We start from the raw sequence: 24,586 nt of genomic DNA on the forward strand, positions 1-24,586 counted from the left end.
GAAGAAGCTGAATCAAAGCTGAATAGTGATTAATTAATCACTTCAACTGCAAGAGGCAACGTAACCGTAACGCGCAGTCCACCCAGTGGACTACGCTCAAAGCGCGAGTGCCCTGAGTAGCGGGCAATTAACTGCGCAAGAATCGACAGGCCTAAGCCGTAGCCGGGACGGCGTTCATCCAATCGTGTGCCACGCTCTCCCAAGCGCGAAAGATCTTCTTCTGCAACGCCGAAACCGTCATCATCAGTGGTGAGCGTGAGTGTGGTAGTGGAGACGGCAATATCGCAATTAATGCACCTATTCGACCATTTGCCAGCGTTATCGAGCACGATGCCTAATATTTCAGAAAAGTCGTGAGCCTCAATAGGCACTTGGTCTTTCTCGTGTGCCGAGTGGGTAAGGTTGAAAATGCGCTCAGGGTAAAGACTACGGAACATCTCGATGAGCCGTGAACTATCTCGCGTGACGTTCGCCATTCGACCCGCGTTAGGCCCTGCAATACGCGAACGACGCAGCTCTGCAGCTAACTGAGCGTTAATATCTTCAATACGACTGAGCAGTTTATGCCGTCGGTTTTCATCAATGGGCCGATTGCCGCGCAGTACTTGGGTAATTGCTGCCAGCGGGGTTTTTAATGCGTGTGATAGGTTGGCGACCGATTCTCGCGAGCGCTTCAGACGAAGATCAATGTCGTCCATGAACCAGTTCAACTGGTCGACTAATTCATCTAGCTCCGAAGGGGCTACTAATGACAAGCGATCACGTTTGCCTGATCGCAATGCTTCAAGTTGTTGGCGCAGTTGCCAGAGTGGTATGAGTCCACGGTTAACCGCTAGCATGTTGAGTATGATGAGCATCCCTAAAAGCACGGCGGCGATCCCACCGACCCACCAGTGTAAAGTTGCAAGCCCTGCTTCTACTTGGGAAAAATCCTCGCCCACCAATAGCACACCCTGCGTGCCCTGCCACTCAAAATGGCGGCGATAGACGAGCATGTGCTGTGTTCCGCGATTCACATCTATTAGGGCATCGCCGCTCTCATCTAGCAACGGAGCCAGCTGTTGCTGCCATTGCGGGTCAGAAGCGTTGACCGAGCCATTGAAACGGAGTACGTAGAGATGATGAAAGACTTGATAGCCTTGGCTAACCGAGTCGAGCGCAGTCGGTACAGCCGTTTGGTCTTGCTCTAGCTGCGCGACCGCGTGGTTTGCTTCACGTTGTAAGCGTTCACCTAAAAAATCCCTTGCCAGGCTCTGTAAAAAGATCCCGTGCAATAGCCACGTGGTGACCACCACCAGTAGCGCGACGCCGCCTAACCATGCGAGTAGCCGAATGCGTAAACTGCGTCTATCAATGTGAAGCAAAGAAATACCCCTGACCACGTCGCGTTTGAATGACTGATTTACCGAGATAACGGCGCAGACGAGCGATGTAGACTTCCACCAAGTTAGGTGCGGCAGCGTCCTGATCCAAGGCGTAGAGCTGCTCTAGTAGCTGATCTTTCGAGTGAATACGGTCTGGATGAAGCATTAAGTAGCGCAGTAACCGAAACTCGGTCGCTGTGAGCGAACGCCACGTTTCACCTTCTAAGCACACTCGTTGACCCGCTTCATCCAACGAAATGCCGTTAAGCGTGATCACTTGAGATAACTGACCAGACTGCCTGCGTAGCAAGGCCTTCAGCCGGGCCATCAGTTCGGCTTCGTGGAAGGGCTTGGTAAGATAGTCATCGGCCCCCGTCTCAAGACCGACAACTTTATCTTCCCAGGTATCGCGGGCCGTCAGGATCAAAATAGGCGTGTCGCGTTTTTGCCTGCGCCACTGGGCGAGCAGATCCAGCCCTGAGCCGTCGGGCAAACCGACATCTAAGATCGCCAGTTCATAATGCTCGGTTGCCATCAGCGACTTGGCCGCTTTCAATGAGGCGGCCAAATCAACCAGGTAACCGTTGTCTTTGAGACTCTCTGCCAAGCTTTCCGCTAGCAAGTCATCATCTTCAAGTAGCAACAGTTTCATGGATATACGTCAGATTAGAGAGAAAAATTGCCGTACATGCCGGATTCATAATGACCAGGAATGTTACAGGCATACTCTAGCTCGTTAACATTGTCAGGGACACTCCATAATAAAGTCCCGGTTTCACCAGGCGCAATGGTGACACCTGCCATACTCATATTGGCCATATCGTGACCATCGCCGTTTGACATATTGGACATATCGTGGCCTTCACCGTGTGCCATATTCGACATGTCATGGCCTCCGCCATTGGCCATGTTTAGCATCATCTGGCGATGTTCTTCTTGGGCTTCTTTGCTACCAATCACAAATTCATGCTCTAAATTGCCGGTGTTGGTGATTTCAAATTTAACCACCTCCCCAGCCGCCAGTTCTAGCTCTTCAGGGTCGAACCACATATCGCCAGCCTCAAGGCTGATCGTGCGGTCAACGTCAGCCTCGGTTAGGCCATTGTCACCACTGCCTTGGCCGGGCGAAGCCCATGCCGCACTCGTTATCAAACTGAGTGAAAGGGCAAACAAAGACGTTGTTAAGGAGATGTTGCGCATGGTCATTTACCTCAGAGGTTATTGTCACTTGTTCTTTATACGGCGTTAACCTGAAACGAGCCTGAACCTAACGTAAAAATATGGCCTGCTACCCAAAAGCATTTCTAACATGATGATGGATCCTGCCCCCCCTGATTAGAGTCAACGCTGCAGCAATGACTTTTCGTCTTGTTGGTGCAATTGCCTATGGCAGCCTCCGCCTAAACCTCAGCGTAAGGCCCATAAGAAGGAGACCGTTAATTTCGAGCTCTGGAACGGCTCAACAAGGTGGTTGACCTGTTAGTCACCCATTCGGTGATGACACTCTTGTCAGCACTGCCGTGATCAACAAGATAACCGCGACCAGCACCATCTCCAGTGCAATACTTCTCTGTAACCGTCCTGGGGCTGTTGCGTCGCCGCTCTCAAAGGCCGGCACAAGCCGCCACTTGTTCGCGGCAGCAAATAACAGTAGCGCCGCCACAATCAATACCTTGCCGATCAAGAACTGTCCATATGCCGTGGTGAGCAGGGGTGTGAGACCGCCTGTTAGCAGCGTGGCCAAAGTGACGCCCGCCAGTACCAACACGCCAACTCCGCCCATGGCGATTTTCCCGAAACGGGTCAGAATGTGGGCGGTATTGTCCTGGTTGTGACCCCGTCCAACTAAATGGAACAGCGGCCAAAGCGAGGCCACCCAAAATGCTGCCGCCATCAGGTGAACGATCAGCAAGCCAGCCAGAACGAGGCGTGGGGTGTTTACTGTATGCCCCACCTGCACGAATGCCAGCATCACCAATAAAACGCCTACTAGGCTCACGCTGTTGGCTGTTTTCGAGTGCGCTAAGTTATTAAGCTGAATCGCCTGAACCAGCAGCAAGCCAGCTACCGCCAGCATTAGCCGGCCCCCGGACGCACCCTCAAACACGATTCCGAGCAGCATTGGGTTGGTTGCAGCAGATATATTGCCGCCCCCAAGGTAACCAGCTTCTAAAGGCCACTGGAACAGAATCAGAATGACCCCCGCCCAGGCAGCAAAGACGCCCATGCGGGCGACGCGCCTCCGGTCGTGATCAGGGAGTCGGGGAAACGCTAGACGAAACAACACGGCCCCCGTCGCGACTAGGGCACTAAGGTAAACCCCAGCCGCCACGAGAATCATCGCGACGGTCCAGACGTCGAGGCTATTTACGGAGAACCACCAGGCCACGGGTCAGGGCTCGACCGAGAAGTTAAAACCGTCGGACATCATGTGCCCGTCATCCGATAGGCCACGCCAGCGCACCTGGTAATCCCCAGCCGAAAGAGTGTCACTGGGCTTTACGAAGTAGCGATCGACCTGTTCACTGCCTGGCTGACCATCAAGAGGAACGTGGCCGTCCGGGCCTGCCACTTCAAACTGGGTGATGCGCATCATGCCACCAAACTCGATGCCAATCTCTGCTGGGGAATCCTGAATGGTGACGCCATCCTTAGGCGAAGTGCTTGCGGCCCCTTCATGGGCCAGCACTGGGATTGCTAGCGACAGCAACAGCGTTGCTAAGGAAGCGTGAATGATAGGGAGCGAACTCGTCTTCTTTTGCATACCGTATCCTTATGTTTTTCAGGGTTGAATGGATATTGTTACTTCATCGCGGAGGCGCTAAAACTGATTCGGTTGAGCCTTCTTACATCGTTCATTTTCCCTGTTTGGCGAACAAGGCGCATGGCGTCGTATGAATCTTCAAAGAAATGTGTAGGTGTTATAGCGTGCCAACCTGAAGCAGGGCTGAAAATGGCGGAAAAAATGATCTGTGACAACACTTAGGTATTGGGATCGGTTTCTCCTTTACCTTTGGGCCACCTATAGGTTGTAGGCTTATAACGAAAGCTAACTCCGCCTTCTTCCATTTTTAATGGATAAGGCGATGTCTCGACCAGCAACATGATAAGAGGAAATATCATGGTTAAGCACAAGATGATCTTTGTCATTGGTCTGGCTGCAAGCCTCAGTGTCCCCAGCAGCGCCATCTTCGCTCAAGGTATGAGCCAAGGCGCCCAAGGTCAGGGCAATATGATGGACGGCCAAGTCGGTATGGGTTCGGGCATGATGATGGGCAGTCAAGAAGGCATGTACCCAGGAATGATGATGGGAGGGCAAAGCGGGATGATGCCTTGTCCAATGATGGAAGGCATGGGGAGTATGTTCGGCATTGGCGGTATGCTCGACGAGCAGCAGATGAGTACCATGCGTGAGATGCGCCAAGAACACCGCGCGGCCCAGCTTGAGCGGATGGGCGAATTGATGAACCTGCGCGACGACATGATGCAAACCATGCAGACTGAACGCCCTGAACCAGAGGAAATAAAGGCGCTGCATGCTCAAATGGCCAACCTTCATGGCGATATGATGGCTGATAACGTGCGCATGCATAATCAGATGCAGGACTTACTGACCGATGAGCAGCGTGAACAGATGAGAGGAAGCATGCCCAGCCACCATGGCCCGCAATAAGCCTTGGCGATTGCCTCTTTTTTTAGGAGTGATGGCATGATGAACGCGGAATGTTTTGCTTTTATGGGGTCAATGGGGTGGCTAGGCTGGTTGATGCCCCTGGCCATGCTGTTATTAATTGGCTTGGCGATCGCTTCGCTGGCAAAATACCTCTTCAGTCGTTCACGCTAAGGAGTTGAAAATAATGCAACATATGAGCACCAAGCTTTTACTCTCTGGTTCCATGCTGCTTGGGGCGGTCTCCGCCCAGGCGGCGTTACCGCCAGAGGCAACATTGTATAAAAACCCCCAGTGCGGCTGCTGTGACGCTTATGCACGCCATCTTGAAGAGCTCGGCGTAGAAGTGACGATTATTGACGATGTAGAGCTGGGTGATATTAAGCAGCAGGCAGGCGTGCCCTATGGCCTGGGTTCATGCCATACCATTGAGATGGGCGAGTATTGGATCGAAGGCCACGTTCCAATGGAAGCCGTGCAGGCGCTGTTTGAGGAACAACCCGATATTGACGGTATCGGTTTGGCGGGTATGCCCATTGGCACACCGGGTATGCCGGGGCCACAAGAAAGCCCTTACAATGTGTACACGTTTACAGGCCAGGAAGATGAGCCATTTATGACCCTTTAGTAGGGTGATAAAAGCTCGCCTGCTGTCTGCACGCCGTTCTAACGGACTCTTGTAGTACAGCAGGCGCATTCAAGTCATACATTACTAAAACGAAAGCGCTGTATTAAACTTAGGATTTACTTTGCTAGTGCGTTACGGGTCGATTCGTTACGGTAAGCTAAAAATAAGATTGCGTCGTTTTCTTTACACCTACACATTGCCACACTAGCAAGCCTGTTAAAGCTTACTTTGCGCAAAAACCTCCTATTAATATTACGCCTTAATAAAAGGTGAGCATGTTGTATACCCGCGTTAGTAAGATTGGCAGTTCGCATCCCACGTTTATTTCCCAAGCCCGCGTCCTTACTCGTTTTACGATGGCCAATGGGAATGGTGGTCATCGATAACAAAGACGTGCCCATGTGAGCCTGGGGAATGATGGTGGGAATGGCGATGAGGTTCCGGCCCCTCCCATCCCTCATGTTCGTGCTGATGATGTTCATCGTGGTAGTGCAGGTGGGTGTGACTTTGGGCAGCGTGCTCGTGCTCAAGAGCCATCGGGTCATGTGCGTGCCAGATAAGGGCCGCGAGCCCCGTTGCCGCCAGGGCCACCGTTCCCAGCAAAGCGAACGTACCCGTCAGTCCCAGGTTCACTCCCAGCCAGCCTGCCAACGGATAGGTGACTAGCCAACAGCTGTGTGACAACGAGAACTGGGCAGCAAACAGCGCTGGACGCTCCTCCGGCTGGCATGAACGTTTGAGCAGGCGCCCGGTGGGGGTCATGACCAACGAGGCCCCAGCGCCCAGCAGTAACCATAGCCCGACAAGCCCCGCAAACGATGGGCCCAGCCAGCCCAGGTAGAGGCTGAGTGCCATCATAACGCCACCCAGCAGCATGACTGGCCGCTCGGACACCCGTTCCAGCACCTTGGGCAGCAGTAAGGCTATTAGCATGGAGCCCCCGCCTGCGGCGGCAAAGGCCAGTGCGACTTCTTTCTCGCCCAAATTCAACACCGAGCGTACGAGTACCACCGTGTTGACGATCTGCATGGTCCCGGCGGCTGAAACAGCCAGGTTCAACGCCAGTAGCCCGCGCAACCGGGGCGTCTTCAGGTAAATCCGCATACCATGAGTAACGCGACGCCAGACGCCGGGGGCTTCCTCTAGGGGGTGAGACGCAGGCAGGATCACCGATATAACCAGGGCGGCAGAGATTTTCCAGAGTGGGGTGTCTGGGCCCAATTGGTTTCGGTTCTGGTTTGTAGGGCTCGTGAGTATTGTCTTTACCGTTCAGGTTGCGGCAATGATAAAACTGATTTTACAGCGAAGAAAAGGTGGTTTAGGGGGAGCATGAGCGATGAAAGGGAAAAGCCGGGGGCAGTAACGCTGCCCTCCAGGCGACGTCGATTCTGGCGTCGTTTACTGCTCGTGGTGGGAGTTGCTCATCTGGTTGGGTTTGTGTCGTCACTGGATGCGATGATGTCGAGCCGTACCTCTCAGGGAGCTGTGGCCTGGATCGTTTCACTAAACACATTGCCCTATGTGGCGGTGCCAGCCTACTGGGTGTTCGGCCGCACGAAATTCCAGGGCTATGTCTCTGCACGACGCGACGAGAACTCGGTGTTGGGGCAGGCGCTTGCTGAAAAACTGGCCGAGCTGCGGGCTCATGGGGTTTCGGATGAACACGCTGACAAGCATCTGGTGGGTGTCGAACAGCTGGCCAAGCTGCCGTTTCTAGGTGGCAACCGGGTGGAACTGCTGATCGACGGTGAGCAGACCTTCGAGAGCTTGTTTGCCGGTATTGATGCTGCTGAGCGCTATCTGCTTGTGCAGTTTTATATCGTTCGGGCTGATGCAGTGGGATTGGCGCTGCAGGCACGGCTGATTGAGAAGGCTAGGCAGGGCGTGGAGGTCTTCTTTCTATACGATGAAATTGGAAGTTATGCGTTGCCGAGCCACTATCTCCAGACGCTGGAAGAGGCGGGTGTTCGAGTACATCGCTTTCATTCTACGCGGGGGACAGGTAATCGCTTCCAGCTCAACTTTCGCAACCATCGCAAGATAATGGTGGCCGATGGGGAAAGAGCTTGGGTCGGTGGATTCAATGTTGGCGATGAATACTTGGAAGGCCACCCACGAATTGGCCCGTGGCGTGATACCCACCTAATGATTGAGGGGCCTGCGGCCTTGGCGCTGCAGCTGGTGTTTCTTGAAGATTGGCACTGGGCGACTGAGGAAATCCCCGAGCTTCCCTGGTCACCGCTAATTCCAAGCGGCCATGGTACACCGGTGCTCATTCTTCCGAGTGGGCCCGCAGACCGATTTGAGACGGCTAGTCTGATGATTCAACAGGCAATTCACGCCGCGCAAGAGCGTATCTGGATATCCAGTCCCTACTTTGTGCCAGATGAGGGGGTGCTGGCGATGCTTAAACTAGCCTCGTTAAGCGGAGTAGAGGTGAAAATCCTGATTCCCGAACGTCCAGATAACCTTCTAACCTACTTTGCGGCCTATGCCTTTCTCGATTCGCTTCTCGAGGCGGGGGTCGAGGTCTATCGCTACGAGGGGGGCTTCTTACATGGCAAAGCCTTTTTGGTTGACGAAATCGGTGCGGCAGTGGGTACCGTTAACCTCGACAACCGCTCCTTTCGACTCAACTTCGAGGTGACGGCGATGGTGATGGACGCCGACTTTGCCGCCGAGGTTGATGCGATGTTCAAGGCGGATTTCGCGCGGGCACGGCAGATGCAGCCAGAAGAGATCAGCGATAAGCCGCTTTGGCATCGGGTGGCGGCTCGAGCGGCCTATTTGTTTGCGCCGGTCTTATGAGTGTGCTTGATCACTCTATTGCCCGCTGGCCTGTGATTTTGCATTCAAGTCTTCGCTTTGGAGTTTCAGGCCATGATGAAAGCCCCTCGTGCAATACTCAATCCAGATAGTAAACTTCAGGCAACCTCTCGGTTTTAAGCTGAAATAAAATGAACAGTTGAAGAAAAGGTAATGCGATTCACCGAGTTGGCTCGGGCTGGTGTGGTAACTGTACGCCATTAAACTCGTTAGGGTCTGGTACAACCGTAACGAGATCTGTGCAACGGCTGTTGACTCTGTGACGAGCAGGCTATTGGACGCCTCCGATTCGTTGACTGCGCAGATTCCCTAGGAGAGGGTCTTAGTTAATGAAGAAGATATTGTTGCGCAGACCAAGACAACCTTACGGTGGTTGACAGTAGTATGTAGCTGGCTGAACAAGGCCATTGTATTCGCATGCGGATTCAAGGGCTTCAGGTGATGGCGCAATTTTTCCGGGAGTGCGCGTCTAAGAATGCGCTTTTCACACTCACGTCAAATTACCATTATTCTTATGTCAGGAAAGTAGGTGTTAGTGTGAAGCAATTTCATTGAAAAAGTCTGGGTTATTCCGAATCGTCGCCAGTACCTTAGCGGCTAGCCCCGTAGGATTATTACGTTTGCCTTCCCAGCTTTTGATCGTATCCACGCTGGTTCCCATTGCGCTGGCAAATTCCGCCTGAGAAACATTGAGCTTGGTACGAATGGCTTTTACATCGGCTACTTCATGGCGTGCTGTGCGGCTAGCCTCAGTGTTGCCCTGATTAATCTCAACGGCTTCCTGCAGCGATGTTTGGAGTTCGTCAAAAATGCTCATCCAGAAACTTCCTCCTTTAATTGGTGGGTCAGTGTTTTCAATGCGGCCTTTTCAGCAAGTGTTATGTTGTCCTTCATGTTCTTAGGGTAGGCCAATATCACAGATATATGGTCGCCGCCTGGTTGTCATCTGGCTGCTAACAGGATGAAAGACATGTGAGTAATGTAATCCCTGGAAAAGATAACGTATTGATAATTCTTGGTTTCCGCATTGCAGGCGCGATCCCAAAGTTTGTTTGGTTGCACTCATAATCCCTTGCTCACAGGTTAAAGTCCTACTGGGGTTTCCAGCTGTTGCAGCGTAACGGTGTGGCTCATTGATGATTCCATGTATGGCAGTAACCGTGGGCATGGCTGATACATCGCCCCAACAAAATAGTGAACCGAGTTTAGCGGTGTGGGGGCATGGGGGCAAAGCGCTGCTTAGCAGCCTTGCTCAATGATCGTAACGAGGCTTTCAGTGGCGACTGGTGCCAAACGCTCGTACACCTAGCCCATACTGCTTTGTATTCGCTTTGCAGAGATACGAAGCGCGTGTGAAAGCCTGCTCAAAGCTAGTCAGGTCACCTCGGTCGATCCAGTAGTACGGGTTATCAGGTATGTGTACCCATGGCTCTTGAGGGTTCCAAGTGATTCCCAGCGCGCTGTACCAAGCACGTGACACACGGCTGATAAGGTTCTCGTTTTGAGAGCCTGCCTTACCTGGCATGTGATACGCGTCACGATTCAGTAGGAAGAAGAAGTGATAGTGCGGCTTGCCGTTAAGGCCAATCTCCCGACACCACACGTAGCGCACCTTAGTGTCAGGCACCCAGCCAGCTTGGCGTTTACTCTCACGATCATGTTTGATAATCGCTTTAAAGGAAGCGATGAACCTTGCGATAAGGCCTTTGTGATCCTCCGGCCTCATCCGGTCACTTATCGTTGTAGGAATGACAGGATCGACTCTGAAGGCTAGCACGCGAGGGTAGTCAGCGAGAGCCTTGTGCATTGTATTGTAAAGGGCCTGAAGGTATTCATCGGCCATTGGGAGGTGTTTCACTTGGAGAGCAAGCCCGTTGAAGGTAGGAGCAGCGTTCAAGCACAAATTAGCGTTTGATGGGTGTCGTTGAAGCATTTTAATTACCTCGATAGTGAGATCGACCCATGCCTTCGGAGGCATGAGCATGTATGTCAGGCACGACGAAGCCTCCAGCGGAGGCTGGATTCATTGAGACGGATACGTGTGGATGGCTACCTTTACGCTCGCTACTCAGGTACGGGGCTTGATGCCCCTTCCATTACCCTTTGATTTAACTAATTGATTTAAATAATAATAATTAAACAAGGTTCTTGGGAATGGGTAGTGACCGATAGGTACTGATGGTTGCTGGTGGGAGTGAGTCGCCGTTAGCGAATAATCACTCTTCAATTAAATGAGGAAAGGTTGAGTTACTTCAGCACTACTTGATCTCTGCGCTCGATGCTTTCGCAGATCCAGGCTTCCACCTCGCGCTCGACCCAGGCAACAGCCCGAGTGCCCAGCTTGATGGGCTGAGGGAACTGCCCAAGGTTGATGTACTTGTAGACCGTCGATCTAGCCAGCCCGGTGCGATCCATGACGTCTTTGATGCGGATGAGTCGGTTGCTCATGACGAACTCCTGTTATTCGTTCATGAGATGAGGCTGGTGAGTATTTTTTAATTGGAGAGTGACTTTGGCTACTGGTGGTCATGCGTCGCTCGGCTCTTGAGCGTCAGACTCTGTGCCATCATCTGGCTCATCATTGATAGCTGAAAGGCAATCCTGATGATGTGTTTGCCAATAGGTTTTTAGATCCTCGCTGACAGGGCTGCGGGATATAGTGGTCGTTGGCTCTTTACCGGCATCTTCGGAACGCAGGCCATAGCTACGTAGTTGAAACGCGGGTAAGGTCGAGCCGTTAGGTGAATTGGGAAAAACAGGCACAAGCATGTAGGTCATTGATTCGTCGTCTCCGTGTCCATTACGGATGATGTCACGCTGAAGCTGTTTGGCTAGGTGATGTGACAGGGCATAAAACAGTAGCGCCAAGGGGTGATAAGAGAATTGTTCTGTTATTGGTTCTACTGTGGGAGGCTTATCGTCCAAGGCCTTTGTATAGTTGTCTGCTTTTTCAGACGCCCATTCTGACTCCTGCTCAGGTTTCGTTTCGATCACATATTCAGGCGTTATGCCTAAACGACGAGCAGTCGCCACTATAACGTCATGTTGTGGCTGTTCAGGCCCGGAACAACCTTCTTTCAATTCATTCCAGGAGGAAGTTAGCAGACGACAAGTATCGATATGAACACTGGTAAGTAACCAGTTTGCATCCTCCACATCGTAGCGCTTAAGAAGTTCTTCAACGCCACCTTCTAGATAACGTGTGCTTGGCAGCATTGATAGCGCCAGGTCAAAAACCATTTTGATTTCGTTGTATCTCTCTTGGTATTTTTTAGCCTCGCGATAAGGATCATGCTCTCGTTTTGATTCATCCTTAGTATCGTCTGACACGGTACTATCAGAACCCTTGTTGGCATTGTACTCCTTCAACAATGCTTCGATTTGCAAGCTGCATACCCCTGCAGTCATCACTGCATCCACTATTCCACCGACTAACTCCGTTCTTTTTATTTCACCTTTTGTTGATTCCGTTACCTCGGGTTTGGTGCTTGAAGGCGGCGACACAATTGTAATGGGCGTTCTTGTGTGTTTTCCAAATGAGGGGTGGGCTAAATCAAGCAGATAAATAGAGGTTTTGCGTTTTTTAGCTTGGTGTGAGTATCGCCCTGGCTCATGGTGAGCAACGATACCTAAATCGACCAATTTCTTCAGTTGCCTATCTATGCGGGAGCGTGACATCCCAGTGAGGTGACGTATTGTTGATATTCCAAGGCTGGTTATTACACCTGGCGTATCAGCATGAGCTAGCAACACCATTAATAGCCACCGGTTAGGCAAGGTCAACCTTGAACGGCGGCGACGTCCATCTCTTACCAGATCCTTATTTTTATTTTCAGCAGATAGTAGGGTCGTTTTGGTAAGTGTGGCTATTTCTTCTACGTGGTGCGTAGAAGACAACGGATACTTCTGTAGTTCTTTCACAAACTTTGCTGATAAACGATAACGTGCCGCTGGCCGTCCTGGTCCTTTAATAGGTAGGCGCTCAATCTCAATAAACTGGTTTTGCCTTTCTCCGTGTTTTTTTATGAGACAACTCCAGGCTCGACGGCCTTGCGCATACGTCATGCCTAGGCTCATGAAGAGATCCTTCAAAGTGCCATCAAAGCTCTGGTCAGCGCCTATCACAGACGCCCACTGCATCAGTAGCCATCGTTCTTCGGGCGTTAGGCGAGCGTTCTTGTAGGTCAGAATGGATGTGTGCATAGCATGCAGCTTACGGCATTCTACAAAAAATAAAAATCCGATTTCACGGACTTTTATCGATTCATTTTTTTACGTTGTTCTATTACATTGTAATTAACCATTGAAACCGTACATTGCATGTGTACAATGTATTTGACATGTGACAGCCGACTCAAAAAAATTAGATATATCTAATTCACTAGTGGAAATTGTTCATGACTCAACCTTTCGATTGGATCGTAACTCGTGATCCTGCTCAGCTGGAGTGGATAGCTAGTTACTTGGCGCGTAAGATTTTCAAAGGTTCTACGGCGTTCATTTCGGTAAAACCGCCTGCTGAGTACGGTTATGTTGAGATGGCTAAAAGCTTGAAGAAGCTTCCTGATGAAGCTGAATATCGAGAAGCCAGCAGGCAAATGAAAGGAGCCTGGAATACGTACCAATACCGTAAGAAGAATGGCAACCCAGTCTCTCTTCAAATCCCAGAGAAAAAAATAAAGCAACTAAAGCTTTTAGCGAAAAAGCGTAAACAGTCTCAAGCACAAACACTCAGCGATCTTATTAACGAGGCGCTGGGAAAAAAGAATTTTATAGCTAAAGAAACCAGCAATTTAAGCGATTCGTTTTTAGATATAGCACAACAATATATACATCAAAGTGACGTGGATAGTTTGATCGATGAATTGATGAACGAAATCAACCACCGCTGTAGCCTTGAAGTACTGAAGAACGGAGGAGATCCATCTAAAGACTTTAACCTACGCACCATTTATTTTAAATTAGTCAGAGAACGCGTTACAGAGCTAGCAACTACAATCTCTATCATGCAGTCTCCTGACGGCTCTATAAACCCTGAAACACTTGAAAAAGCCTTAGAAAAAGGTTGTAAATATGGCTTTTACTACTACTAAAAAACGCCAATCATTAAAACTTTAAGATGGCAACCTGAAATTCAGCAATATCGTCACACTTAACACTTACATCAACCTAAACATAAAGACTGCCTATTTCGTGAAATTCCACAGAGCAAACACAGTTCGGCTTATTACAACTTGATTAACGGAGGGCTCTTATTAACGTGATGAGCACGTACCAGACAAGGCAAAATTAACAAAAATCGCAGTTCAAGAAGTGTAAATAAAAGTTTTAATTCTATTTTAACGAATCATGGTCAAACTCAATATTTAGCTAGAGGTTTCAGAGAAAAAACCAAGCTCTTTAACCTCTATGGAGAATACAAAAGCCCTTACTAAGACCACCTTATCGCTCACTTTAAAAATGCAAACACACGCTCCTGGTGGTATCAAAAATAACACTAAAGTCCGCACGATGGCCTAGAACGTCATTGGCGATTCACAATTAATTCGATTTCCTATTTAGCGTTGGTTGAGGCTATTGGCTGGGTTAGTGATAATCCACTGCTGAGTCCCATGAAAACCATAGCAATCAAAGCAATAACATCAATACTGTGAAAAAGGTGAAGCCATTAAATTCCAAAAGTATTTTAGATTACCCTTGAACTATTGAAGTGCCCCTTCGTAGCTGCACAGGTTATAGTGCAGCCATCAGGAGGACGTTATAAACCAACCCAGCTTGATCAATACTGAGCTGGTCAGCCAAGTAAAACTAGCCTTGGAGCACTCTCCTACATACGGCTATCGCCGTCTGGAGTGTGAACCGCAAGCCTATACAGCACATCTTTCGACTGAAGGTTTGGCAGGTACGCAAGCGGCCTCAAGACTTTCGGTCTTGAGCCAGGAGCCTACCGTCAGCTTCCTCAAGGACGGATGAGCGTTGGGCAACCGACTTGTCACACTATGGTGTAGTAAGGATAGGTAGCCTAACGGTCATCATTGACTGCTGTACACGTGAGATCCTCGGCTGGCGGTTATCGGTCAACGGCAGTAGCAAGACGGCTGAGGCGGCGTTGGAAGAAGCGCTGATCTATCGTCTGGGAGCGCTGGGGCGTGTTCACTCATCTCTGGCACTGCGCTCTGACAACGGTCTGGTGTTCAGCAATCGGCACTACACGAGCACCGTCAGGGCCTATGGACTGAATCAGGAGTATACAACGCCCTACACACCAGAGCAGAACGGCCTAGTGGAAGGCTTCTTTCGCTCCTTGAAAGAGGAGTGTATTTGGGTACACCGATTTGAATCGCTGGGTCCAGTATTACAACGAAGAACGGCCACATCAGTCATTAGGCTATGTGGCACCCAGAGCACACCCAGCATTAGCAGCGTAGGGTGTGCAGGAACTTGGTAGCATTACAGAATTAACTAAATTTGCTACTTTTATCAAAGCACGCTTTCGTTCCTCATAATAATCATACCGATCATAGACGCCTTCAACACCTTTCAGCTTATGATTCAAACAGCGCTCAGCCACATGGCTAGGTACGCCGGTCTCAGCCAACAGACTGCGGCAAGTGCGCCTAAGGTCATGCACCGTAAACTCGGGTAAATCACCCATTCTATTTTCAGGTTGCTGCTTCTTGCCTGGTTCTTTACCAAATAGCTTAGCAATGGCGCGATTGAGTGTATCCCTGCCCATATGGGGCTGCTTACTGCTACGACGGCTAGGAAATACGTAAGGTGAACCACAAGCACGGATGTGAAGCTCCTCTAACCACTCGACTGCTTGTGGTGGCAAAGGAATCGCCATTCCCACACCCGATTTGCTGCGCTCTCCGGGTAAGTTCCATTTCGCATTGTTCAAGTCAAATTCTGACCACGTGGCTTCAGTGAGCTCTGTTTTACGCACTCCAAGCACAACAAGCAGTGCGCATGCGAGATAGTTGTCACGCGTAAAGCTAGTGCGATTTTCTCTGAAAACCTCAAAGGCAAACCTGAGCTCTTCAACGCTAAGTGCTCTATCACGGCTTTTCTCGACCCCGCCCGCATCGTTGACGTTGAAAGCAGACGCAGGGTTATAGGTCAAAAACCCTAGCTTGATGCCATGGTTAAATAGCTGTTTTAAGTACATCAAGGCGTCATTTGCAACGGTTGGGCGACCGCTGTTAGTTACCCTTCTGATAATGGTACGCACATCCATAGGGGTAACGCTAGCCAGCGTTAGCGAACCGATGGCAGGAGCAATATCCTTTTCAAAGACGCGTTTAGGGATGTTGGGATGCTTGAGTCGCTTCTCGAGCTCCTGATACCAATCGTCAAACAGATCCTGCACCGTGCTAATGGTTATTTTTTCTTCACGTACGCGCTCTACAAGAGGGTCTGTACCGCTACGAATGGCTTTCTGAGTCTCAACCACTTGCTCACGAGCTTCGAGCAAGGAGAGTTCAGAGCATTTACCCAGTGTCATACCGCGACGCTTACCCGCGAAGGTGTAGCGGCACATCCAATAGGCCGCTCCTGACTTCGGAATCATCAAGTACAAACCGTTGCCATCACCGTAGCGCCCAGGCTTGGCTTCTCTGATCAATGATTGAATTTTCTTGGCAGTAAAACTCCCCATCGCTCTTCTCCCCCCCTCCGCCAACGTCTAAAACCATATATTTATTTATATTTCAAATACTTATATTAATATTGGGTAGCAAAACCTCAGAAATACGCCCATCTGGTGGATAGCATGGCATTTTACTACCCACTTTACTACCCACTTGGCGGTGGATTAAGCGGGATTTCGGTGGACGAGCATAGACACTAATTTTATTAAAAATATATAAAACAGTATTTTATAGAATTAAAAAAACGACCATAGGCATCACTCAATATTCTGAATCTGCTCCCGCATCTGCTCGATCAACACCTTCAGCTCCACCGCGCAGCGGGTGGTCTCTGCCACCACGGATTTCGATGAGAGCGTATTCGCTTCGCGGTTGAGCTCCTGCATCAGGAAGTCCAAGCGGCGGCCTTTGGGGCCTTTTTGGGCGAGCTGGTGGCGCACTTCGTCGATATGCGCGGTGAGGCGGTCCAGCTCTTCGTCCACGTCGGCTTTTTGGGCGACCAGCACCAGCTCGGCTTCCAGGCGCTGGGGGTCGAGTTCGGTCTTGGCGACTTCTAAACGCTCCAGCAGTTGGGCGCGTTGGCGCTCCAGAATCTGCGGCAGCAGGCTGCGTACGGTGGCCACTTGCTCGCTGACGGCGTCCAGGCGGGTGGTGATCATCTCGGCGAGCTTGTCGCCTTCGCGGGCGCGGGCGTCGATCAGCTCATCCAAGGCTTGGTCAAACAGCGCGTTGGCGGCGGCTTTGATGGCGTCTTGGTCGAGGTGCTGGGTTTCCATTACGCCGGGCTGATTGAGCAGCGCTAGCGTGGTGGGCGGCACGGCGCTGGGCACCTGCTGCTGAATGGCGACCAGGGCATCGGCTATCTCTTTTAGGCGCTGGGCGTTCACGGCCGGTGCTTGGGCGGTATCAGCGCTCTCAAAGCGTACGCTGCACTCTACCTTGCCACGCGCCAGGCGCGTGCGCAGTGCTTCGCGCAGCACCGGCTCTAGATCCCGCAGGCTTTCGTGTAGGCGAAAGTGCGGTTCCAGGTAGCGCTGGTTCACCGAGCGAATCTCGACCTGCAGGGTGCCAAACGGGGCGGCCTGCTCGGTGCGGGCGAAAGCGGTCATGCTATGTACGTGGCGGGAAGCGGCCATAAGTGAGCATCCTATCCATCAATGTGATTCCGGACAGTCTAACCGATAGGCCCATCCACGCACGCTCAGACGTGTACAATAGAGGGCTTTCCACTTTTAACATGATGTGAGGTGCTATGCGTCCTGATGTTGTTCGCCCCAGCGGTCGCGAGGCCGACCAGCTCCGTGAGATTCGCTTGACCCGTGACTACACCCGCCATGCGGAAGGCTCCGTGCTGGTGGAGTTTGGCGATACCAAGGTGCTGTGCAACGCGAGCGTGGAAGCGGGCGTGCCGCGCTGGCTGCGCGGTAAGAATCAGGGCTGGATTACCGCCGAGTACGGCATGCTACCCCGCGCCACCCACTCCCGCAGCGGCCGCGAAGCGACCCGCGGCAAACAGGGTGGCCGCACGCTGGAGATTCAACGGCTGATTGGCCGCAGCCTGCGCGCGGCGGTGAATTTGAAGAAACTGGGCGAATTCACCATTACAGTGGATTGCGATGTCATCCAAGCCGATGGTGGCACGCGTACGGCGGCGATTACCGGTGGCTGCGTGGCGCTGGTGGACGCGATTCGCTATCTGCAGCGGGAGAAGAAGATCAAAGGCGACCCCTTCAAGCAGCTGGTCAGCGCGATCTCGGTGGGTATTTACAAGGGCGTGCCGGTGCTGGACCTGGACTATCCCGAAGACAGCAAGGCCGACACCGACCTGAACGTGGTGATGACTGAAGACGCTGAGCTGATCGAAGTGCAAGGCACGGCGGAAGCGGGCGCGTTCAGCCGTAAAGAGCTGAATGCCATGCTGGACCTAGCCGAAAAAGCCGGTAATGAGCTGCGCGAGAAGCAGCGTGAAGCACTGGGCATTCGACCTTGAGCGAGCCAAACGCAACAGGCCAGCGGTAAGCTGGCCTGTTGGCGGTGCGACGCGGGAAGTAGCTAACGCTTAAAGCGCTAGATCGTACTCGACGATCAGCGGTGCGAACTCGGAGAAGGTCGCATCGTAATCGATCCACGCGTCGACCACGTGACGACGGAAGTTGGGGCCGACCAGCTGGTAGTCGATCCGCCAGCCCTCTTGGCGATCACGAGGCACGTCTTGGTCAAGCTTGGGCCACCAGGTGTATTCGCCAGCGTCGCGATTGATTTCGCGGAAGGTGTCGATAAAGCCGGTGGGGCCAAGCACCTGGTCCATCCAGGCACGCTCTTCCGGGCGGAAACCGGAGGTGAGTTGGTTGTCCGACCAGTTGGCCAAATCGACGGTTTTGTGGGCAATGTGCCAGGTGCCGCAGATGATGTATTCGCGGCGCTTGCGCGACATCTTCGTCAGGTACTCTTGGTACTGCTCCATGAACGCCTGTTTGGCTTTTTGGTCGCTGCCATCAGGCATCAGGAAGGTGGCAATACTGAAGCGGTCGTAGTCCGCCTGCAGAAAGCGCCCTTCGTGATCGCACTGAGGGAATCCCAGGCCGTACATGATGGCTTTAGGAATTTTGCGGCAATAGAGTGCCACGCCGGCGAAACCATCCTCCTCGGCATCCAGGAAGTAGCCTTCATAGCCTTCCGGATAGAGGATATGGTCACCCAGTTCGAAACTTTTCGCCTTGATGTTCTGCACGCAGACCACGTCGGCATCCTGCTGAGCCAGCCAGTCCAGGAAGCCACGGTCGACGGCATCACGTATACCATTGACATTGATGCTGGCAATTTTCATAAATCGTCCCTTTTGCGTCGCTGCTGTATGATACCCGACGTTTAGACGTTTGGGTAAATAGACAAACCAAATCTTGCTATTTAGCCCCGTTTTATTGTTGCGTTTGACTTACATTCTTATCGACCACCCCTACCGACAAGAGAACACCGCCGTGGCCACCACTCTACAACCCTACCAACGCGATTTCATTGCCTTCGCTATTGAGCAGGGCGTGCTCAAGTTTGGCGAGTTCACGCTGAAGTCGGGGCGAGTAAGCCCTTACTTTTTCAACGCCGGGCTGTTCCAAACGGGCCGCGCGCTGGCCAAGCTGGGCCGCTTTTACGCCCAGGCGATCGTCGATAGCGGTTTACGAACGGACGTACTGTTTGGCCCGGCCTACAAGGGCATTCCGCTGGCGGCGGTCACCGCGGCGGCCCTGGCCGACCACCATGACCGCGACATGCCCTACGCGTTCAACCGCAAAGAGGCCAAGACCCACGGCGAAGGCGGCAACATCGTAGGGGCTCCGCTGGCCGGTGATATCTTGATCATCGATGACGTGATCACCGCAGGGACCGCCATCTGTGAAGTGATGAGTCTGATCGAGCAAAGCGGCGCGCGGGCAGGCGGGGTGATCATCGCCCTCGACCGACAGGAGCGCGGCCAGGGGGAACAGAGCGCCATTCAAGAAGTGCAGGCGCAGTACGGCATGCCGGTGGTCAGCATCGTCACCCTCGAACAAGTGCTCACGTATTTGGAAGAGCACGCAGGCGGCGAGATGCTCGCCTACGCTGATGCGGTACGCGCTTACCGCGACCAGTACGGTATTGCCGGGTAAAGCTAGATCGCGAGGGCGCCAGCGTAATTCTGCTGGCGCCACGCCTCATAACTCACCACCGCTACCGCGTTGGAGAGATTCAAACTACGGTTATTGGGCTGCATGGGAATACGCAGTTTATGCTCGGCAGGCAGCATGGCGTGCACCTCAGGGGAAAGCCCGGCGGTTTCCGAACCAAATAGCAGCACATCCCCCGGTGCGAAGTTGGCATCGCTGTGGGCGCGGGTGCCCTTGGTGGTAATCGCCCAGATGGTGCGCCCCTGCATGGCGGTGTAAAACGCCGTAAAATCCGCGTGTCGGGTCACGTTGGCGAGGTCGCGGTAGTCTAATCCCGCGCGGCGCAGCTTTTTCTCTTCGAGATCGAAGCCTAGCGGCTCGATCAAATGGAGTCGGCAGCCGTTGTTCGCCACCAGGCGCATAATGTTGCCCGTATTGGGAGCCATCCGCGGCTCGAATAGCGCTACTTCAAACATCACCACCTGCCTATGAGTTACCTGCTGTATTTGCCCGCTGCGCCTTCGTCAGCGCCGCTGATTGTAATGGAAATCGCTCCGAAACACTTGTAGAGGTCACCCTACGCCATGACGCCCCAACCGCCAAAGAGCATTCTTAGCCGTATCAAAGGGCTCAACCCACGCCAGCAAGAGGCGGTGCGCTACATCGATGGCCCCTGCCTGGTGTTGGCGGGCGCGGGGTCGGGCAAAACCAGCGTGATCACCACCAAGATTGCCTACCTCGTGCAAGAGTGCGGCATGAGCGCCCGCAAAATCGCGGCGGTGACCTTTACCAACAAGGCCGCCCGAGAGATGAAAGAGCGGGTGGGCCAAATGCTGAAAGGCAAAGAGGGCCACGGGCTGACGGTCTCGACCTTCCACAACCTGGGGCTCAACATCATTCGCGGCGAGCTGAAGACGCTGGGCTACAAGCCGGGCTTTTCACTCTTCGACCCGGAAGACGCCAAGGCGCTGCTGCGCGACTTGATGAATAAAGACGCTCAGGTCGATGCCGAGCAGATCAACGCCGTGCAGGCCAAGATTTCCCAGTGGAAGAACGACTTGGTACTGCCGGGGGAGGCGCTCTCGTTCGCGGCGGACGATGACGAGCACTTCGCCGCGCGGGTGTACGAAGCCTACGTTCGCCACCTGAAAGCCTACAACGCGGTGGATTTCGACGACCTGATCCTGCTCCCGGTGGTGCTTCTACAGCGCGACCCCGAGGCGCTGGCCCGCTGGCGGCGTAAAATCCACTACATGCTGGTGGATGAGTACCAGGACACCAACGTCTCCCAGTACCTGCTGGTGAAACTGCTGATGGCGGAACGGGCCACCTTTACCGTGGTGGGCGACGACGACCAGTCGATTTACGCCTGGCGGGGCGCGCGGCCGGAGAATCTGGTCACGCTAGGGGAGGATTTTCCCCGTTTGAAGGTCATCAAGCTGGAGCAGAACTACCGCTCTACCGGCACGATACTGCGTGCCGCCAACACGCTGATTGCCAACAACCCCCACGTCTACGATAAAACCCTGTGGTCGGACATGGGCGACGGCGCGCCGATTCGAGTGGTGGTGAACCGCCATGAAGAGGCCGAAGCCGAGCGGGTGGCCAGCGAGATGCTCACCCGGCGCATCAAAGAGAACGCCGAGTGGCGCGATTTTGCGGTGCTTTACCGGGGCAACTTCCAGGCGCGGCTGCTGGAGCTGAAGCTGCAGCACTATCAAATCCCCTACAAGCTCTCCGGCGGTACGTCGTTTTTCTCCCGCAACGAGATCAAAGACGCCATGGCATACCTGCGGCTTTTGATCAACCCCGCCGACGACAACGCCTTTTTGCGCATCGTCAACGTGCCCCGGCGGGAAATTGGCCCCGGCACGCTGGAAAAGCTCGCTAACTATGCCACCGAGCGCTCGATCTCGCTATTTGCCGCCTGCCACGAACTTGGGCTCGAGCAAACGCTGCCCACCCGCGCCGTGGAGCGGCTCTCGCGCTTTACCCACTTCATCGACGGCGTACGCAAACGGATGGACCAGGGCGATGCGATTGCCGCCATCCGCGATATGCTGCGGGATATGGATTACGAAGCATGGCTCTATCAAAACGCCAGCGCGCCCACCATCGCCGAGCGTCGCATGGCCAACGTGTGGATCTTGATCGACCAACTGGAAAAATCGCTGGACCGCGACCCGGAAGACGCCACAGCTTCCACCGAGACAGAAACCGACGGCGTGGAAGCGGCTATCTCCCGCCTGGTGCTGCGCGACATTCTCGAACAGCAAGCAGAAGAGGATGACTCGGACCGCGTGCAGCTCCTCACCATGCACGCCTCGAAAGGGTTGGAGTTTCCGCACGTGTATTTGATGGGTTTGGAAGAGGATCTACTGCCCCACCGCAACGCCATCGAGATGGATACCGTGGAGGAGGAGCGCCGCTTGGCCTACGTGGGTATTACCCGCGCCCGGCGCACGCTAACGCTCACGCTGGCCCGCCAGCGCAAGGCGTATGGCGAGCTGATGGACTGCCAGCCCAGCCGCTTTTTGGATGAGCTGCCCGCGGATGATTTGGAGTGGGAGGGCCGCGCCGATAAAGAGGACCCGGAGAAGAAGCAGGCACGCGGTAAAGATGCCATTGCCGGATTGCGTTCGCTGCTGGGATGAGCGTACGAAGCAAAGGGCGCACATAAAAATATCCACAGGGGGTTTTGAATGCCCACCTGTGGATATCTTATAAAGAATGATGCCCCCACCCTACGGTTAGGGTGAGGTATCCACTTACTGTACTTGCGAGACCATGTAGTCGACGACGGCCATGATCTCTTCATCGGACGCGCTGCTGCCACCGCGCGGCGGCATCACGCCCTTACCGTTGAAAACACTTTGGTAGAGTGCGTCGGTACCCTGCTCAAGGCGCGGGCCCCAGGCTTCCGCATCACCGATGGCGGGGGCACCCGCCACACCAGCGGCGTGACACGCTGCGCAGCCAATGCTGGCGTAGAGGGCTTCACCGTCTAAGCCGCTATCACCACCGGCTGCCTCGGCATCACTGGCGGCAGTGGCTTCCTCAGCGGGCGCTTCAGTGGCTGCTTCGTTAGCCGCCATGTCGTCGCTCGCGCCTTCGTCGGCGGCTTCTGCTGTTGCTTCTGCACCGCCACCCAGTTCAGGGACTTCCATCACGGGAGAGACCAAGTGAGCAACAGCGGCTTCCATCTCTTCGTCAGAGAGGTTGGGGTTGCCGCCACGGGCAGGCATCGCGCCAATACCGTTGATGGCGTGGTCTAGCAGGGTGTCAAAGCCTTGCTCGGTGCGCTCGGCCCAGGCCGCTTCATCGCCACGTACCGGGGCACCGGCTGCGCCCGTTTCGTGGCACGCCATACAGACGTTGTTGTAAATACCGGCACCGTCAATTTCACCACCACCGCCACTGCTGGCCGCGGCCGGTGCTGCGGCCGTACCACAGTCTTGGCCTTGAAGGCAGAGTTGTCCTACCGGCGCTAGGCGCTCAGCGATTGCGTCACGCGCTGCATCTTGGGCATAAGCACCGGATGTGCCTGCCATGACGCCGAGGGCCGCCAGCCCGCTCATGATCAGCTTAGATTTCACTCTCACCACCTCTTGAGTTTTATGTAATAAACGCGTTGCGCTTCAAAACGAGTGCGTCCGTTTTTGCTTATGCTGACTACCTAGCGCTTGGAGACACCGCTCTTGCCGAAGTGCGGCCATGCCACTGTCGATGAACGCTGCCACCGGGACACCGAAACGCCAAGACATACGTATAGAGTTAGTATACCGAGAACATAAAGGGTAAGAAAATGCTACTAAGCGCGGCAATTCAACCCACGGTAATGGTGCTCATTCGTTGCGACCGCTGAAGACGACTTCAATACCACCCTAACAGGCGCTCGCGCCCCCGTAGTTCGAAGCCTGTGTGGTCATATACACGCCGTGCGGGTGTGTTTTGCGCATCGACCGTTAAGCTCAGGCTCTGCGCCCCAGCCTCGGCGGCCAACGTTTGCGCATGGCCGATGATGGCTCTCCCCAGCCCTTGGCCCCGCCATTCGGGCACCAGCCCCATCAGTTGCAGGCTCCAGTGCGAGGAAGAGGTGCCCAGTAACAATACCCCCACCTCTCGCTGCTGGTACGTCAACCCAAACCAATGCGATGGTTGAGACGACCCCGCCTGAGCCTGAAACCCCGCCAGCAAAGTCGTCACGGGCAGTGCATCGCGCAGCGCTGGGCAATCCAACGACGCTTCCCCCACCCGCGCCAACAGAGCATGCTGCTCAGCCAGAGGAAACATCGTGAACGGACGTAACCCCAGCGATGGCTGGGGAGCAACGGAAGTTTGGCATGTCCATACCCGATGCTCCAGCGTGGCCATGGCCCGCATTCCGCCATGAACCAGCGTTCTTTCCCATGCGTCCCACGGCGCGGGTAGTACCACGTGGCACAACGCGATGGGCTCGCGCCTTATCCACTCTCGTAGGGCGTTTAACAAGGGCAGCGCGGCATCGACGTGCTTGGGCAACCATAGCTGCGCCGTTTGGCTCGACAGCGGCTGCACCCAAGCAGCCGCGAGAATATGCTCGCCCGTCATGGCCACCCATAGGCCTCGCCAATCGGCCGAGCGGGCCGTGGTCAGGGCGTGCTGCAAATCCGCCTGCTGGGTAGCATTATGAACAGCTGCCAAATGCAGCAGCGCCTCGCGACGTCGATGCTCGGGGCAAGGTATTACCTGATGGCCGCTGGCGTGCTGGCTCTGCGCGTCATTCGTCACCGTGTACTTCCTTGGTTTGTAGACCTTTGAGATAGATC

General features: G+C 53.7%; 24 protein-coding genes and 1 pseudogene. 9 read left to right on the forward strand and 16 right to left on the reverse strand.

Annotation, left to right across the window (positions count from 1 at the left end):
• Positions 1-29 precede the first annotated feature (29 nt).
• The 5 genes from GYM47_RS17880 to GYM47_RS17900 all read right to left on the reverse strand — a co-directional run bounded on the left by GYM47_RS17880 (position 30) and on the right by GYM47_RS17900 (position 4,128).
• Positions 30-1,274, reverse strand: a complete 1,245-nt coding sequence (locus GYM47_RS17880) for a sensor histidine kinase (RefSeq protein ID WP_231125634.1) — start codon at positions 1,272-1,274, stop codon at positions 30-32.
• A gap of 76 nt (positions 1,275-1,350) precedes the next feature.
• Positions 1,351-2,016 (reverse strand): response regulator transcription factor, encoded by a 666-nt coding sequence (locus GYM47_RS17885; protein WP_153843656.1) that lies wholly within the window; start codon positions 2,014-2,016, stop codon positions 1,351-1,353.
• 14 nt (positions 2,017-2,030) lie between these two features.
• A complete protein-coding gene (locus GYM47_RS17890; protein WP_054641625.1) occupies positions 2,031-2,564 on the reverse strand; it encodes a cupredoxin domain-containing protein in 534 nt (177 codons plus the stop codon).
• A gap of 283 nt (positions 2,565-2,847) precedes the next feature.
• A complete protein-coding gene (locus GYM47_RS17895) occupies positions 2,848-3,591 on the reverse strand; it encodes a copper resistance D family protein (protein ID WP_231125633.1) in 744 nt (247 codons plus the stop codon).
• Between the two features lie 165 nt (positions 3,592-3,756).
• Complete coding sequence (locus GYM47_RS17900) at positions 3,757-4,128, reverse strand: copper resistance CopC family protein (RefSeq protein WP_153843654.1); 372 nt, start codon at positions 4,126-4,128, stop codon at positions 3,757-3,759.
• Between the two features lie 357 nt (positions 4,129-4,485).
• On the opposite strand from GYM47_RS17900, the gene GYM47_RS17905 reads away from it, so the two are divergent.
• The 3 genes from GYM47_RS17905 to GYM47_RS17910 are packed head-to-tail and all read left to right on the forward strand — an operon-like array spanning position 4,486 to position 5,662.
• Positions 4,486-5,037 (forward strand): Spy/CpxP family protein refolding chaperone, encoded by a 552-nt coding sequence (locus tag GYM47_RS17905; RefSeq protein WP_153843653.1) that lies wholly within the window; start codon positions 4,486-4,488, stop codon positions 5,035-5,037.
• Between the two features lie 36 nt (positions 5,038-5,073).
• Positions 5,074-5,208, forward strand: coding sequence for a hypothetical protein (locus GYM47_RS18500; RefSeq protein WP_008957443.1), 135 nt, complete (start codon positions 5,074-5,076; stop codon positions 5,206-5,208).
• A 13-nt stretch (positions 5,209-5,221) separates the two neighbouring features.
• Entirely contained in the window at positions 5,222-5,662 is a 441-nt protein-coding gene (locus GYM47_RS17910; protein WP_008957442.1) for a DUF411 domain-containing protein, read from the forward strand.
• 351 nt (positions 5,663-6,013) lie between these two features.
• Here GYM47_RS17910 and GYM47_RS17915 read toward each other — a convergent pair whose 3' ends face one another.
• The gene (locus GYM47_RS17915; protein WP_269202179.1) at positions 6,014-6,832 is read right to left on the reverse strand and encodes an MFS transporter; all 819 of its coding nucleotides are present in this window, start codon (positions 6,830-6,832) and stop codon (positions 6,014-6,016) included.
• Positions 6,833-6,991: 159 nt separating this feature from the next.
• Here GYM47_RS17915 and cls point away from each other — a divergent pair, with 159 nt between their 5' ends.
• Positions 6,992-8,470, forward strand: coding sequence for a cardiolipin synthase (gene cls, locus GYM47_RS17920; RefSeq protein ID WP_050980320.1), 1,479 nt, complete (start codon positions 6,992-6,994; stop codon positions 8,468-8,470).
• Between the two features lie 550 nt (positions 8,471-9,020).
• Here the strand turns inward: cls and nadS are convergent.
• The 4 genes from nadS to GYM47_RS17945 form a co-directional block, all read right to left on the reverse strand.
• On the reverse strand, positions 9,021-9,305 hold the full coding sequence (gene nadS / locus GYM47_RS17925) for a NadS family protein (RefSeq protein ID WP_039181156.1): 285 nt from the start codon (positions 9,303-9,305) through the stop codon (positions 9,021-9,023).
• 456 nt (positions 9,306-9,761) lie between these two features.
• Positions 9,762-10,472 (reverse strand): inovirus Gp2 family protein, encoded by a 711-nt coding sequence (locus GYM47_RS18610; RefSeq protein WP_153843652.1) that lies wholly within the window; start codon positions 10,470-10,472, stop codon positions 9,762-9,764.
• 263 nt (positions 10,473-10,735) lie between these two features.
• Positions 10,736-10,936, reverse strand: coding sequence for a helix-turn-helix transcriptional regulator (locus tag GYM47_RS17940; protein ID WP_153843651.1), 201 nt, complete (start codon positions 10,934-10,936; stop codon positions 10,736-10,738).
• A 78-nt stretch (positions 10,937-11,014) separates the two neighbouring features.
• A complete protein-coding gene (locus GYM47_RS17945; RefSeq protein ID WP_153843650.1) occupies positions 11,015-12,565 on the reverse strand; it encodes a helix-turn-helix domain-containing protein in 1,551 nt (516 codons plus the stop codon).
• Between the two features lie 320 nt (positions 12,566-12,885).
• Between GYM47_RS17945 and GYM47_RS17950 the strand changes: the two genes are divergently transcribed.
• Both GYM47_RS17950 and GYM47_RS18615 read left to right on the forward strand, forming a co-directional pair.
• Positions 12,886-13,581, forward strand: coding sequence for a hypothetical protein (locus GYM47_RS17950; RefSeq protein WP_153843649.1), 696 nt, complete (start codon positions 12,886-12,888; stop codon positions 13,579-13,581).
• Positions 13,582-14,462: 881 nt separating this feature from the next.
• Positions 14,463-14,916: pseudogene (locus GYM47_RS18615) on the forward strand (transposase); the annotation flags it as partial.
• On the opposite strand, the gene GYM47_RS17960 reads toward GYM47_RS18615, so the two are convergent.
• Together GYM47_RS17960 and GYM47_RS17965 are read right to left on the reverse strand one after the other, a co-directional pair.
• Positions 14,877-16,145 (reverse strand): tyrosine-type recombinase/integrase, encoded by a 1,269-nt coding sequence (locus GYM47_RS17960; protein ID WP_153843648.1) that lies wholly within the window; start codon positions 16,143-16,145, stop codon positions 14,877-14,879. The pseudogene GYM47_RS18615 and the gene GYM47_RS17960 sit on opposite strands and share 40 nt — an antisense overlap.
• A gap of 249 nt (positions 16,146-16,394) precedes the next feature.
• The gene (locus GYM47_RS17965; protein WP_153843647.1) at positions 16,395-17,273 is read right to left on the reverse strand and encodes a YicC/YloC family endoribonuclease; all 879 of its coding nucleotides are present in this window, start codon (positions 17,271-17,273) and stop codon (positions 16,395-16,397) included.
• 116 nt (positions 17,274-17,389) lie between these two features.
• On the opposite strand from GYM47_RS17965, the gene rph reads away from it, so the two are divergent.
• The gene (gene rph, locus GYM47_RS17970) at positions 17,390-18,127 is read left to right on the forward strand and encodes a ribonuclease PH (RefSeq protein ID WP_139526141.1); all 738 of its coding nucleotides are present in this window, start codon (positions 17,390-17,392) and stop codon (positions 18,125-18,127) included.
• Positions 18,128-18,196: 69 nt separating this feature from the next.
• On the opposite strand, the gene GYM47_RS17975 is transcribed toward rph, so the two are convergent.
• Positions 18,197-18,964: an exodeoxyribonuclease III gene (locus tag GYM47_RS17975; RefSeq protein ID WP_139526142.1), complete on the reverse strand. Its 768-nt coding sequence runs from the start codon at positions 18,962-18,964 to the stop codon at positions 18,197-18,199.
• Between the two features lie 151 nt (positions 18,965-19,115).
• Here GYM47_RS17975 and pyrE point away from each other — a divergent pair, with 151 nt between their 5' ends.
• Positions 19,116-19,781 (forward strand): orotate phosphoribosyltransferase, encoded by a 666-nt coding sequence (gene pyrE, locus GYM47_RS17980; RefSeq protein ID WP_153843666.1) that lies wholly within the window; start codon positions 19,116-19,118, stop codon positions 19,779-19,781.
• A gap of 2 nt (positions 19,782-19,783) precedes the next feature.
• Here the strand turns inward: pyrE and GYM47_RS17985 are convergent, their stop codons facing one another.
• Positions 19,784-20,254, reverse strand: a complete 471-nt coding sequence (locus tag GYM47_RS17985) for a tRNA (cytidine(34)-2'-O)-methyltransferase (RefSeq protein WP_153843646.1) — start codon at positions 20,252-20,254, stop codon at positions 19,784-19,786.
• A gap of 108 nt (positions 20,255-20,362) precedes the next feature.
• Here GYM47_RS17985 and rep point away from each other — a divergent pair, with 108 nt between their 5' ends.
• Positions 20,363-22,432 (forward strand): DNA helicase Rep, encoded by a 2,070-nt coding sequence (rep, locus tag GYM47_RS17990; RefSeq protein ID WP_153843645.1) that lies wholly within the window; start codon positions 20,363-20,365, stop codon positions 22,430-22,432.
• A gap of 114 nt (positions 22,433-22,546) precedes the next feature.
• Here the strand turns inward: rep and GYM47_RS17995 are convergent, their stop codons facing one another.
• Complete coding sequence (locus tag GYM47_RS17995; protein ID WP_058577352.1) at positions 22,547-23,374, reverse strand: c-type cytochrome; 828 nt, start codon at positions 23,372-23,374, stop codon at positions 22,547-22,549.
• Between the two features lie 277 nt (positions 23,375-23,651).
• Positions 23,652-24,548: a GNAT family N-acetyltransferase gene (locus GYM47_RS18000; protein ID WP_153843644.1), complete on the reverse strand. Its 897-nt coding sequence runs from the start codon at positions 24,546-24,548 to the stop codon at positions 23,652-23,654.
• Positions 24,549-24,586 lie beyond the last annotated feature (38 nt).

It is taken from the genome of Vreelandella piezotolerans, assembly GCF_012427705.1.
Taxonomy (GTDB): domain Bacteria; phylum Pseudomonadota; class Gammaproteobacteria; order Pseudomonadales; family Halomonadaceae; genus Vreelandella; species Vreelandella piezotolerans.